This is a genomic window from Sulfobacillus thermosulfidooxidans DSM 9293, from assembly GCF_900176145.1.
GTDB classification, from domain to species: domain Bacteria; phylum Bacillota; class Sulfobacillia; order Sulfobacillales; family Sulfobacillaceae; genus Sulfobacillus; species Sulfobacillus thermosulfidooxidans.
Map to the genome: position 1 here is coordinate 155,646 of NZ_FWWY01000002.1, position 13,290 is coordinate 168,935.

At 56.4% G+C, this 13,290-nt stretch carries 13 protein-coding genes and 1 pseudogene; all 14 read right to left on the reverse strand.

The genetic code is table 11. From position 1 onward, the window contains the following. Nucleotides 1-760 precede the first annotated feature (760 nt). A pseudogene (locus tag B8987_RS18765) lies at nt 761-1,463 on the reverse strand (IS3 family transposase); the annotation flags it as partial. A 125-nt stretch (nt 1,464-1,588) separates the two neighbouring features. Next, the gene (locus B8987_RS18770) at nt 1,589-2,824 is read right to left on the reverse strand and encodes an IPT/TIG domain-containing protein (protein WP_084662252.1); all 1,236 of its coding nucleotides are present in this window, start codon (nt 2,822-2,824) and stop codon (nt 1,589-1,591) included. A gap of 259 nt (nt 2,825-3,083) precedes the next feature. Next, nucleotides 3,084-3,866: a hypothetical protein gene (locus B8987_RS19510; RefSeq protein WP_139793612.1), complete on the reverse strand. Its 783-nt coding sequence runs from the start codon at nt 3,864-3,866 to the stop codon at nt 3,084-3,086. Between the two features lie 15 nt (nt 3,867-3,881). Next, nucleotides 3,882-4,172, reverse strand: coding sequence for a hypothetical protein (locus B8987_RS18780; RefSeq protein ID WP_084662256.1), 291 nt, complete (start codon nt 4,170-4,172; stop codon nt 3,882-3,884). Between the two features lie 161 nt (nt 4,173-4,333). Beyond that, complete coding sequence (locus B8987_RS18785; protein ID WP_084662258.1) at nt 4,334-4,582, reverse strand: hypothetical protein; 249 nt, start codon at nt 4,580-4,582, stop codon at nt 4,334-4,336. A 112-nt stretch (nt 4,583-4,694) separates the two neighbouring features. Then, the gene (locus B8987_RS18790; RefSeq protein WP_084662260.1) at nt 4,695-5,348 is read right to left on the reverse strand and encodes a hypothetical protein; all 654 of its coding nucleotides are present in this window, start codon (nt 5,346-5,348) and stop codon (nt 4,695-4,697) included. Between the two features lie 23 nt (nt 5,349-5,371). Next, nucleotides 5,372-6,202 (reverse strand): hypothetical protein, encoded by an 831-nt coding sequence (locus B8987_RS18795; RefSeq protein WP_084662262.1) that lies wholly within the window; start codon nt 6,200-6,202, stop codon nt 5,372-5,374. 11 nt (nt 6,203-6,213) lie between these two features. Then, nucleotides 6,214-7,131, reverse strand: a complete 918-nt coding sequence (locus tag B8987_RS18800; protein ID WP_139793613.1) for a hypothetical protein — start codon at nt 7,129-7,131, stop codon at nt 6,214-6,216. After that, nucleotides 7,128-8,459: a TadA family conjugal transfer-associated ATPase gene (locus B8987_RS18805; protein ID WP_084662267.1), complete on the reverse strand. Its 1,332-nt coding sequence runs from the start codon at nt 8,457-8,459 to the stop codon at nt 7,128-7,130. Before B8987_RS18805 ends, B8987_RS18800 begins: the two co-directional genes overlap by 4 nt. 21 nt (nt 8,460-8,480) lie before the next feature. Continuing rightward, the gene (locus B8987_RS18810; protein WP_084662269.1) at nt 8,481-9,173 is read right to left on the reverse strand and encodes a thioredoxin domain-containing protein; all 693 of its coding nucleotides are present in this window, start codon (nt 9,171-9,173) and stop codon (nt 8,481-8,483) included. A gap of 33 nt (nt 9,174-9,206) precedes the next feature. Further along, nucleotides 9,207-10,616, reverse strand: coding sequence for a nucleotide-binding protein (locus B8987_RS18815; RefSeq protein ID WP_084662271.1), 1,410 nt, complete (start codon nt 10,614-10,616; stop codon nt 9,207-9,209). An 80-nt stretch (nt 10,617-10,696) separates the two neighbouring features. Next, nucleotides 10,697-10,954 carry a hypothetical protein gene (locus B8987_RS18820; RefSeq protein ID WP_084662273.1) on the reverse strand — a complete coding sequence of 86 codons (258 nt, stop codon included), beginning with the start codon at nt 10,952-10,954 and terminating at the stop codon, nt 10,697-10,699. 71 nt (nt 10,955-11,025) lie between these two features. Then, nucleotides 11,026-11,196 carry a hypothetical protein gene (locus B8987_RS19810; RefSeq protein ID WP_176213294.1) on the reverse strand — a complete coding sequence of 57 codons (171 nt, stop codon included), beginning with the start codon at nt 11,194-11,196 and terminating at the stop codon, nt 11,026-11,028. Nucleotides 11,197-11,221: 25 nt separating this feature from the next. Continuing rightward, a complete protein-coding gene (locus B8987_RS18825; RefSeq protein ID WP_084662275.1) occupies nt 11,222-13,288 on the reverse strand; it encodes a VirB4 family type IV secretion system protein in 2,067 nt (688 codons plus the stop codon). Nucleotides 13,289-13,290: the final 2 nt, after the last annotated feature.

The window sequence follows — 13,290 nt, forward strand, 5'->3', positions numbered from 1 at the left end:
AGCACTGTTGAACCGTTTCGGGGACTTGTTCGGTATGGGCCGGAACGGTCGTGCAAGCGGTCGTGGTTACATCATGGCAGGATTCGGTCGTTGTTGTTTGCCAATGCCCCGTCGTGACCGGATGGCAACTGTAGGTCGTGACCGGCGAATAGCCACACACATCGGTCGTGGAACAAGACTCGGATGTTTGGGTGGTACAGGAATCGGAATGTGTGGTAATACAATATCCCCACGGCGTATAGGTCCCTCCGGACCATGACCCACACTGTTCGCCCCATATGGGTGTGCAGACTTCGCTCGTTACCGGAGTACAGCGTTGTACGGGATGACACGTATATTCGTCCTGCGTGGTATAACCACATTGTTCCGTGCTTGACGTCACCCACGTCTTCTGCGTCGACGGGGAACAGACCGCTGTGGTTTGTGGTTGGCAGGATGTGGTCGCCGGAATGTCTTTCGTGACATAAATCGTCGCTGTGCTACAGGTAGAAATGGTGGATGCCGTCGCCAGACTGAGGGTGGGGGTGGTGCATTGGCTGTTGCTTTGCGCTGTGTTGCTGCCGAACGCTACATATTGGGACGGTTGTTCCACCGTACTCGTCAGCGGCACGGACGTTGGCAATTGGAGATGCACCACACTAATGGGCACGGCCCAGTGCAGTTGGGCGGTGACCACTTGCCCATAGGGGGTGGTCTCGCCTTGGGGATCGCTATATTGCGTCACTTGGACGGCATGTGCGCCAGAAATCGGCAACCCGCCTCCTTGTACTAACCGGATATACGTGATGTCAATTCCCCAGACGTGATTGGGGTACGCCGGCGTGACACCGTTCAATAAATACGGGTACACCGGGTGCTGGGGATGGCGGGTGCTCGTTTGGGGACCCGGTGCGATCCCCCAAATGCCCATCTCCCGCATGAAACGCTGCACGCGTTTACGGTTCACGGCGTAACCTTCCTGGTTCAACTGAGCCGTCATCCGTCGGGATCCGTAAAACGGTCGATCGGTGTAAATTTCATCGATGCGATGCTTCAGCGCGATCTCCTCGGCATCCGGCCCGACGGGCCGGTAATAGAGGCTCGAGCGGTTGAGGCTTAACAACGCGGCTTGCGTCGTCAACGGCAGGGTATCCGCTTCCCGATCCAGCAAGGTGATCCGTTCATCGCGGGTCAGGGTTGAGGCCAGATTTTTTTTTGAGCCACTCGACCTGGGTGGTCAGTTTGCCGATTTCCGCATAGAGTGCGGTCAATTGTTCCTCATGGGCTTGAGCTTGCTGTTTGAGCGCCTGCGATTCCGCAAACAGCTGCGGGAAATTGTCCAGGGCCTGGCGTTTCCAGCGATGCAATTGACTGGGATGAATGCCGTATTCGGCAGCAATCTGGCTGACGGTTTTTTCTTCCTTGAGCATTTCGAGCACTACTTGGCTTTTGAAAGTGGCAGAATGCCGTTTTTGTTTCGACATGATATGTCCAGTGTAACACTTGACGGCCTCCAAAATTGTCTAGTTTTTGGGGACCACTATATAACGTAGCTACTCCAGCTACACGTCGTGACCGGAGTGACAAGACCATGCTCCTACGTCACCTCCTAGGGAATGAGGGCACTGGCAACTGGTGTAGTTGATGAGGTGATGTGTTCGCCGTTAGGCAACAGATATAGCATCCAAGTTTCACCCGGAGTTAATCCGTTAGCGGGTTGAAAAATTAGCTGATTAGTCGTTGAGGATAGGACGGTAATGCCCCAATCGGGCGAATATGGATAATTGGGATTGCCATCAGCCATTCCGTGATCTGCCCACAGAAAATTCGTGTAATCGACACCATAAGGCGCTAACGTTCCGTTAGTAAGAAGAGGCAAATGCATACCGATGACAGTGACGGTATTCGTATTGGGATCGGCAACAATGTGAGTGACGACAGGCTTTGCTGTGGTACTCGACGAAGAGCCGTTGGACGGCACAGGTTGAGAGAAGGTCGCTGTTTGGCCGCCTACTGTCACCATCACGTTTAAGGTACCGCCATTGAGGGGATCAGGTCCAATCACCGACCAATTACCCGGGTACTCGACGACAATCGTTGTCGGACTCCATGACAGGTATTGCAGTCCGGCGGCATTGGGATTGTTTCTGTGATTGTAGTAACCAAAATGCCACTGGCCATAGCTGAGTTCCACATGATTTGTGTCTTGGCCGCCCCATGGAGCCGTGTATAACGATGGCATATGGTTGCCAAATCCGCTGCCAGTAATCGTAATCAGCGCACTATATTGACCAGTGGGCACAATTTGAACGCTGTTAATGGCTAACATATTGACGCTCGGAATAACGGACGAACTTCCGGGATGTGCTAAATCAGGCGTTGTACAGGTGGAATTCGTGGTATTATTTTGAGATCCGAATGCCACATATTGGGAAGGTTGATCGACGTTACTGGACAGCGTAACCGACGTGGGCAATTGCAACCGCACCACACTAATGGGCACTGCCCATTGCAGTTTGGCCGTCACCACTTGCCCGTACGGGGTGGTATCGCCTTGGGGATCGCTGTATTGCGTCACTTGGACGGCATGCGCGCCAGAAATCGGCAGGCCCCCGCCTTGCAGAATGTGACTCACAATTTGCGACGTTTGGGCGGTCCAACAGCCATTTTGGGCTTCGGACACGGCGGCCGCATGCGCGGCGGCATCTAAGGTTTGCTGAACGTGCCACAATCGGCTGGCCGCAATGCCCCCCGTGACGCCCATAAAAATTAAAATCAGCCCGAGAACCGAACCAATGGTGCCCGCTGCAGCAGGAAGACGCGGCAGCGGTCGACGTAAGACCATAGATGGCATTCCTCCTAATTTTCAAATTGTAGCTTGGTCACAACAAGATGTTGGGATTTTAACCGCATTTCAACCTCAATAACGCTATGAAAATACTTTCTCCACGGCTTTAAACCCGACCGTGACTAGCTCTACCCGTTGAGTAACCCTTACTGACAGATAAGAGAATGGTGGTCATCAGTTTCAACAGCAGATGACAAACACAAGACGCTCCCCAAAGGTGGGAAGCGTCTTGTCCTCAGATGTTTTCGACCGGATTCTATGAGGAGCTGGTTGCTGGGCTTGGACTCATGGCGGCACTGGGACTAGTTGATGACGTCCCGGCGCTCAAACTTGCCGTTAACGACTGAACTTGCGTTGTCGCTTGCGTTAAGGCCGTCAATTCGGCTTGAAACATGGCAATAACTTGGGAGAGGGCCTGAGAGCTTGCGTGAGAACCGACAGATGCCGACGCACTTTGAGCCGTTTTCTCGCTTTTGACCGTTTGCGCCAGGGTCGTGTTAATGGTATGGAGTTGGGTTAAGGCTGTTTGAATGGACGTCTGGCCTCCCGCTAAGTCTCCTGACAACACCTTAACATACGCTCCAATGGCTGCCACGTAATTTTGGCGTGCGCTTCGAATTTTATCTTGTAGCGTCCGCATTTCTTTAACATCGGCAAGCACGGCTTGAGACGCTCCTCGCTGTGGGGACGACATAGCAGCATGGTGTTGAGCCTGACTCGGCAGCGATGTCGCTTGACTGGGTAGAGAGGACGCTTGACTGGGTCGATTTGACGAAGGCGGCGATCCTTGTCCATGCGAGGACGGCGGCGAAGACCGTGAGGAATCATTAGACGGTGTCGATGAATCGTGGCTTCCGGGTACTCCGGATGGGCTTGAGGACGGCATGTTGCTATGGCTAGACATTGTCGACGCCGTTTGGGAAGGCGCACCATAAGACGTGTGAGTCGGACTATTTCTGGAACTATGACCCGCAGCCATCGCCGGTACGGTGGCGATTAGCGATACCGCCAAGGCCGCGGCTAAAGGAGTAATTTTCATAAATCTCACCCCAACTTAAGGATTTTGTAACTGCTCAAGCAACTGATTTAGTTGATTCACCGCACTCTGTAATTTTTCGGATTCTGTTGCGGGCACTGCATGAGATGTCGAAAGCCGCACGGTTAAATGACCTTGTGTCTTTTGTACCACAATATGTACCGCATGCTGTTCTCCAGACACCTGGGCAGAAGGTACTTTAGGGGCTTGTGTGGCGGGGTGCGCCTGGCTACTGAAGGCGGAACCACATCCACTCACGATGAGGGACAACACCATCATGCCGCCCCCCAACCACTTGAATCGCACCATACGCTATCTCCTCATCATCTATTTGAAGCATCTTGCTCGTAGGTGACGTAATTCGACAGCATTATCGACTCTCCTTTTTTTAATGCCAGGTTTTTGACGCCTCTCTTGCTCAGCGTAGAAGCGCCCTACGGCATCGTCTCCGATCCCGTAGGGCGCGTGTATTAATCGGTAAATTGGGTGACACTGTTGAGAATGTTGTGGAACCAGGTCGACCCTGCTCCGCCGTTGCCAAAGAAGGCGTAGGCGACTAAGCCGAGCACGACAATAATGACCGCCCAGATAATTTCTTGCAAGTGGCCCGAAATGGCTGGCACCCGGCGGCGGGTTGGCGTCAGAAAGCGGATGCGGAGCCACATGAAATAGGTTGACAAGATCTGAGAAAGTGCACGAACACGAAGACGATTGGTCATGGGTTGGTTTCCTCCTTGATGGTATGGTGTGAATGGTGAAGAACAGACGGTGATCGGATGCGCTGCAAAAGACGGGGGCATCCCGACTCCGCCAAAAATGAGGTCTCACGGATTAATTCCCTCCTTTATCGGGCGAAACACAGCGCGCAGGCACGGCCCACGTGACCCACGTGGCCGGATCGCGGCGATCTTTGGTCGACACCACGCCGCCAAACATCCGGCGTTGGGTGGCCCGCATAATCCACGGGGGATACCGGCGTAAGAGACGCGGCCATAAGGGACCCTCCCAAATGCGACCGCCCGCGGCTTCAATAGCCTGCTGTTCCGCGGGCGTCAACCGATTAAAGCCCGAACTCATCAGGGCCACGGTATCGGGCCGAGTCTGAATCACCTGAATGACTTCCGTGGCATACGTCTGGCGATACCGGCGCGCCGCCTGATGCGGATCCGGCGCGTGCCATCGTCGGGCATCTTGGGCATGAACTTCCCACACAGAGGGGCCCAAGGATACCGAATCGGGCAATTGCCGCTGAAGCCACTGTGGCGGCGCCGGCGTCCACCAAATCGCGCGGGTCTGATACCGGGTCGCAATCCAAGCCGGCCAACTCAAGAAAAACAGCGAGGGCCAGACGGCGAGGAATACGAACCCCGCGCCGACGCGCGGATGATGGCTGAGAAAGCTGAGGGTAGCGAGGCCCAACGCTAGTCTCCGTCCGAGAGGTTCCCAGCGCACCATCCAAAATAAGGACGTTCCATAGCGCCACATGTCCTAATCCTCCAGCAACGGGGTCATAACACGGTGATCCCCGACGTGGATCCCGTCCCATGCGCAAAAAAGGTAAACATGACCATGAGCATAATGCCCAGCATGACCAGAGCGGGAACGACCGTAATTTGTTGGTCGACGCGATCCGCGAGAGCCCGAGCGCCTTGTTGCTGTTGAGCTGAAATGAGCGTATGCAACGGCTTTAAGGCGGCGCCCGAGATGCCCCGTTCCAAATGGTGACTTAAGGTATCCGCTAACTGTTGATAGGGCAGGAGTTTCAACCGCGCCGCCCACTGTTGCACAATGGCCGCCGGCGTCCCGGTTTGTTGGTGCCAGGCGGCCAAGAGCCGTTGTAATTCTTTTTCGGTGGGCGGGCCAACCGCAATCAAGGCATCTTCCACCGCGCGTTCCGGGGAATACCCGAGATCGAAATACACACTGAGCATGAGCACGAGGGGCACGAAATCCCGCAAGAGCTCTTGTTGCCACGCGAGAAAATTCCGGTGAATCCACAATTGGGGTCCCCACCACGCCCCGAAGAGGGCTGCCATCAACGCGAACAGCCGATGATGGGTGACAATATCGGTGGGGAGGCCCACAAAGGCGGCAAAGAAGAGGACCCAAAAGGCGGTTTGTCCGGTCGACCAACCTAAAATGGCGAGTTCGTCCCGCACCCGGCGGCTCCAACGATTTTGCGTCCAGCGCACGAGGGCGTGTTGCCAGCGCTGCCAACGGGTGTCTTCCGGGGTAAAGGTTAACGGGCGGGGCTGGACCCACAATTGCCGCCAACTCCACAACCATAACAGGACGCCGCCGCCGGCGGCAATCCAGGGCATCGAACCATTCAGCTTCATCCCCTCCTCGTCTACACTTGTTCTGCCGTGCGTTCCGCTTGGCGTTGAACCCAGGTGCCGAAGGCAATCAACCAGGTCGAGATCCCAAACACAATCAAACCCAGACCATGACGGGCATCATGCACCACCGCCGGGCTATTAAACCAGAGTCCGGCTAAAAAGAGGAGACTGCCCACAATCAGCGCTTTGGATAACCAGGTGCCGGCATGAATTTGACCACGGCGGCGCGCATCCGCTTCCATGCGTTGGCTCCATAGATGCAAGACGGTCGCCAGGAGATCTGCGGTGCGCCCGCGTTGACGCTCCGCGGCTAACACGTCCGCGACGAGTTGCAGTTCAATATGCCGAATCGCCCGCGCTTGAATTTTTAATTCCGCTTCAAACGGGAGCAATGGCGTCGTGGGCAACGGCCGCCCGTCGGCGGGTCTGTGACGGCGGCCCGTGGCTTCTTGACTCAAACACGGTTCCAAAAAGCGGTGCAAGACATCCTCATTGTGCGCGTACAAATTTTCCCATACGGGCAATACAGGCCGATGATCGTCCAGGGCAAAGCGAATGCTGGTGCACGCACTCAAGGCTTGCTGGTCGAGCCGTTGCCATTGGCGTCGCGCCCACAGGCGCACCACCCCTTCCGGCCAGCCCCACGCAATCAGGACAAATGCACTGCCCATCAAGGGATTGCGCGTGATGCCTGTCACGAGCAGCCCCACGAGGACTCCACTCACAGCATTGAATCGGCGGAGTTGCTCAGGAGACCAGGGGAGGCCGGTGAGGGCGATCCAGGACGCATTTAAGGTCGGCGGCACGCGCCACGTAATCGGTTTCGCTTGCCAAGTCAGCGGCACGGGCACAGTGCGCCATTGCCAAATGCTGAAGACCACCAGACCTAAGCCGCCGATGGCCAACAACCACGCGAGAACGCTCATCATGCCGCCTCCCAGAGTTGTTGCAATTTTCTCGAGGGTTCGCCGACTTTCACGAGGTGTCCGCCCTGGTGGGCAAAGAGAACATGCACCGATCCCTGTTCCGTGGTTTCCACGACATGGCTGACCCGGCGGGCGCCGGTGGTGGGATCGTGGTGCACATAGACGATCAGATCAATCGCCTGATACACGGTTTGTTGAATGAGATCGCGGGATAACGTCAGACCCGATTTTTGGGCAATATAATACAGGCGGCTGACCAGATAATCCGGATGGCGCAAGTGAATCGTGGACAAACTGCCGCCTTTTTCGGTTAAGCCGAGCTCTATGAAATCGAACGCTTCCGGTCCGCGTAACTCCCCCATAATGAGCCGGCCCGGACTTTGTCGGAGCGCGTTGCGGAACAAGTCGAGGAGCGACACAATGCCGTGTTCGCGTTCGTCGGGCAAGACCGCGCGGGCTAAGCCAATCAAATTAATTTGATGATGAAAAGGGAGATGCAATTCTTCGGTATCTTCGAGCACAATGATCCGCTCGTCCGGGGGAATGGCTTCAATCGCCAAGGCGCGTAAGAGCGCCGTTTTCCCGGATTTTGTCGGCCCCGCAATCAGCCCGTTCGCCCGCGCCCGAAAAGCCCGCACCAGAAAATGGGCGACTTCTTCAGTCAACATGCCCCGGCGAATGAGTTCCTCCAGTTGTAAGAGCACGCCCATGTTATGTTTCCGAATGGTGATCGCCGGCCCGGTCATCGCCACCCGGTGATGCGTGATATTGATCCGCGCGCCATTTTCGGGCCAGGTCAAATCCATCAAGGGTTCGGTATCGCGGTATTCCCGTTGGCAATGGCGCGCTAAATGTTGCGCGAGACGAATACTCTCGTCGACCGAGGATAAGGTGAGCGCTGGTTCATTGCGCCCATGACGGTCGACAAAAATATAGGGTCCGGTGACCATAATTTCGGACACGGTGGGATCGCGCATAAAGGGTTCTAACACCCCTGCGCCCAACAATTGGGCTTCTAAGGCATCGGTCAGTTGGACCGCAATATCTTGCGATGGATGGAGACTGAGCACGACGTCGGCAATCGCTTGCCGCACGGCTTGGCGATCCGCTTGATAGATCCGGGCAATCAAGGAGCTGTAGCGATCGCGCAAGAGCAATAACGCCGTGTGAAACAGGGAGGGGGTGGCATCCGCCGTGGAATGATCGTCGATCGGCCGAAAGGGGGACGCGGTGCCGGGCGTCCGGGACGCGGTGCCCAAATCTTGGAGGGGATTGGGTTCCGCGGCGGCACCGCCAAAGGTTTGAACCAACGGATTGGCAAAGTGAGACATGAGGGCATCGCTCCTTCAGGTTTAGTGGAACAGCGCTTGCGCTTGGCTGACGGTGACCGCGCCGGGTGTCGTTTGACTCACGACCCCGTGAGAGTTGAGGACATAGATGGTGGGAAAGCTGGTAATATTCCAGGTTTGTTGCGTGGCGGTTGGCGCGACATACACATGAATGTTGGCGGCGTGCAACCCATAGGTCTGCACATATTGCCGCATGGTCGCTTGCATTTGGGTCACACTGAGGGGACCGCCGACGCCATCATGTCCATGAAACGGCGGGTTTTGGGGCCCGGGATCGGCGATCCCGCCTTGGGGAGAGACATCCACGATATCAATCGCCCAATGGGGATGCGCTTTCGCGAGGGTCGGCCACACCCATTTGTCTTCATAGCCACAAAAGAGACACCACGACGCCATCGCCATGACAATTGTGCCCTGCGAACCCCGCGCTAAATGGGTGGAATGCCCGGTTAACGTCGTTAAGGCCGCGGACCACGGGGCGGTGTGACCGATCGCCCACGGCCCGGTGCCCGCTGAGGGCGTCGTAGACGGGGTCTTGGGATGAAAGGCCGAGGTCTGCGGCGCCGCCGTCACCGTTTTTGCGGGGGCTAACCACGCGCCGAGGGTAAAGCCGAGACCCATCCAACCGAGAATCGCGGCGCCCACACCGAGACCCAGCCACCGCCGCGTGGGAGAAGAGAGTTGTGATAAGACCATGTTCGATACACGCTCCTTCACTCAGAATAGGACTTACGATGAGGCTTGGCGCCGGAACCATCCGCGCCGCGTCGGGCGTTCGGGCTCCACCTGGGTAATCGCATGAAATAAGGCCCGCCACGGTTTGGGATGATCCAACGCCAGCGGACGATGTTGTTGGAGGGACCGTTCCCAGCGTGCCGGATCATAGGGAATTTCGCCCAGCAGCGGAACGCCGGGGAGATGGGTCGATCGAATAGCAGCCGTGGAATATCCCCATTTACTGCGCTTATTAATAATCAACCCGCGTTTTTCCCGGGGAATTTTCAAGAGATCGAGTTTGCGAATTAAATCAATGGTTTCCAAGATCACGGCATACTCGGGCGTCGTCACAATGACCACGAAGTCCGCTTGCCGCACACTCTGGATCCAGACGGGATCGGTAGGCACCCCGGGCGTATCCACAAAGACAAAACGAGCTTGACGTTGACACGCGCTCAGAATCGCCGACATCACCACCGGCGGCGGCACGGGCATCACCGTTTCAAAACGCGACGCGCCCGGCACAATCTTCGCACTGGGCGTCACCACTTCGGCGTGTTCGACATACTGCGCAATATCGCGGGTATCATCCTCGGTGAGATTTTCAATCACCACCATGCTGGCCGCGCCCATCGGCGGGCGATGATGGGTTTGAATCTGGGTCAGCAGGCGCCGGAGATCCAGAGTCGGGGTGTCATTCGCTTCGTGGAAATAGAGCGGCAGACTCGGCTTGATGTAATCCAAGTCTAACGCCATGGCAGGCCACTGCCCGGTGACGGTGAGCAAATTGGCAATGAGCCCGGTTTTGCCGACCCCGCCTTTGCCACTGACGACGGCGACGGTATAACTCGAAACGACCGAGGACGCGGAGGCTCCTTCCGAGGGCGAGACGGGGGAAGGAGACGGGGTGGAGGCTGCCGTGGGGAGCGTCATCGTCACTGGCGCATCGAGATAGGGCTGTACCGCGTCCCAAGTGAAATCTTGGGTTAAGAGTTCGACAATTTGCGACACGGTAAATTTTTCGCCCACGCGCACATTATAAATTTGGAAGGCGGCACAATTGGCAATGAGTTGCCGGGTGTCCTGGGTGAGGCGACTGACAATGACCGCAATCCGCACCATCGGCCACTTTTTCCGGATTGCAATCAAGGTTTCGGCCAGCGACCGACTCCCGTACAGTTCACTCGTCACCAACAGCGTCGTCCACGGGGCGACGGGTTCCTGGTCCAAGAGATCCCACAAAGCGTCCGTACTATCGGTCAGAGCGTGTAACGACCACGTCCGATCGGGTTGGGCGGCATGCAGGGCGGTCGGCAACCGATCGAATAATTGAACCCGAAACGGCTCCGACACCGTGCCCAAGGCTAAGGCGCAGACCGGATCGGTCAGGGCCGGGGGAACAGTTGAGTGAACAGATTCCATACTGAGGAGGCTCCTTTCTCAACCAAAAAAGCCGTCCTGGTTCCCCGCGGAATCCGTTAGGAACCAGGACGCTTCGTCCATTACGCCGGGACGCCCACCAAGCCTGCCAAACTTTTGAGCAAGGCCGGGCCCAGGCCCGCGATCAGGATGGCGACGACGGCATATTTTAAAATGTCTCTGCCTTGCCGCACCGCTTGTTCAGTATGAAAGACATGGGCATGAATGAGACCGCCATAGACGGCCGCAAGCCCAGCGGACGGCACGACAAAGGTGAGTAAGGTTTGTTGTAAACTGTTAAACGCACTGACAATTTGAGCGGTGTCAATACCAGCAGCCATAATGAGAATTCCTCCTTGAGTGAAAAAGTTGGGATGATCACCAAAATGACCAAAAAGAGCCCAGTCAGGGCTCAAGCGGTCAGGAAGCGGTGTGATGCATGGTTACGTCGTCCCACCACCTCCTTTACGGGCCGGCCCGGATGACGGCGTGGCCCCCCATTGACAGGGATCAAGCCGGCATCGATCGCCCCGAGTCCGATAAGCGGCATGCGGATCAGACCCAAGGCAGGAAGGGTCGTCATAGAGATCGCCTCCTGGGGATGATGATTAGACGGGCATCATCGGTTCGCCTACTTCCGCGGGCATGGGTTGCCGGCCTTGTAAGGGATCGGGGTATTGCATCATCGTCTGCGTTTTTTCGTCGAGGGTGGACGACAGCAGCGGATGCAAGATGGCGGGCGCTTGGCCTTGCACGGGCACATGAAACCGGTTGGTGCGCCAAATGCCTAAGCCTTTCTGGGCTTTGCGTAAGAACTCGACTTCGGCCCCGGACAGATTAAACTCTTGGGCAAGAAGCCGCGCATCGGACTCCTTGTCAATGGGGCCGAGCCAGTTGATCGAGGTATTACTTAAGCAAACCCGGGCATCGTCTTGACCGGGCACTTGCAGGCCGGTGGCCGGATCGCCGATCATATCCACCAAACTCTGCGTGAGCAGCCACACCGCCGAATTCAGTTTCGCACTCATCCGAAACAACCGGCTGAGCCAAAGGGCTGTGCCTTCATTGGCGAACAAAATATGGGCTTCATCAATCATAATGATCGTGCGGCGTCCCGATTGGAGCAGGCGTTGTTGAATCAGTTCCCCAATGACCAGATAGGCGACCGGTTGGAGGTGTTTTTGCGCCCGCAACAAGCCTTCAATATTAAAGACGGTTAAGCGGCTGTCGAGCGCACTCGGGGGGACATCGCCATCAAAGAGGTCCAGGGTCCCGCCTTGGATAAAGGGTTTGAGCATAATCCCAATCCGGTTCAGTTGCGGATGTTGTAAAAGGGCTTGCACCATATCCCGGAGTTTTGGCATCGGCTTCATGCGCGGATGCACGCTTAAGGTGTCGGGATCAATCAAACTGACCGGATCATTGGTAATACCGTAGCGGCCATACACCTGACGAATCAAGTCTTCGGTGAGGGCCCGTTCTTCAAGGGTCCACTGCCCTTGAATCATGAGGTCGATGAGCGTCAACAAAAAGTCGATTTTGGCTGTCAACAGTTGGCGTTCGTTCTCGTCCAGTTGCGTGATATGGCGAGGATACTCGATCGCACACAGATTCCATTTGTCTTGCGTGCCCACCTTAAAGGGGATGAAGCGGCCGAGCGTTTGCCCCAAGGCTTGATAGTCGATAGGCGGTGAGGGGTCAATGACAAAGGCATCGAGGGCGGGATCCAACAGCGATTGGACCAGCAGGGACTTCGCCGTGTAACTTTTCCCCGATCGGGTGGGCGCAATAAAGATGATGTGCCCCGCGGGATACCGATGGCGGTTGTGAATATCGAGGAGCACGGGCCCCCCGGTTTGGACGTTAGTGCCCACATACAAGCCGCCTTCTTCAATGTGTTCGGTCCACGTAAAGGGCAACATACACGACAAGGAATTGCTGTCCAGTCGCCGGGATTGCGTCACGCGTTCGTCGGCGAGCGGCAACGTTGTCAGCCAACCGTTGCCGTGTTCGTAGTAGGTTTCCAGCACATACCACATGCCCCCCGCGGCCGCTTCCTTAAATTCCCGAATATGGTCTTGCAGTTCCTCCGGCGTTTGGCCAAAAAGGGTAATGATGAAGGACGTGTTAAACATTTTAATCCAGTTTTTCGCTAACGCTTGCCGGAGTTGTTCGGCTTGCTGATAGGCATTTTGGTCATAGGGATTGAACGGTTTGCCCTCTTTGGCTTGGCCCCGGAGTTTGGCTTCGAGCTTAGTGACGTCATCGGTCAATTGTTTGACGATCTGCCCATTGCTAATCGGGGTAATGTAAAACGCAAACCGGCGCGGCATGGGAGCGCGCAACAGTCCGTGTAAAAAGCCATTGGAGGCTTGTGCGGGATAGGCCATAATGCGCAAGGAGGCCGAATAATAGCCTTCCCCATGTTCGACAAAGGTCGGTTTTTCCTGCCAGCCGGCGGGAATCAGCAAATCCTGTTCGGACAAGGAGGGGACCATCCGATGTGCTTCTTGGGACAGCGCCGCGGGGTCGGGAGCGGGCCGCTGGCGACCCCATCGCCGTTTTTTCGGGGGCGGGGCGACCGGCTGGGTAGGAGGCGTCTCGTCGACTAGGGACAAGGGCGCATCCGCGTCTGGGGGTAATAACGGGTCGTCCGCTTTCCGGCGGAACAGCATAA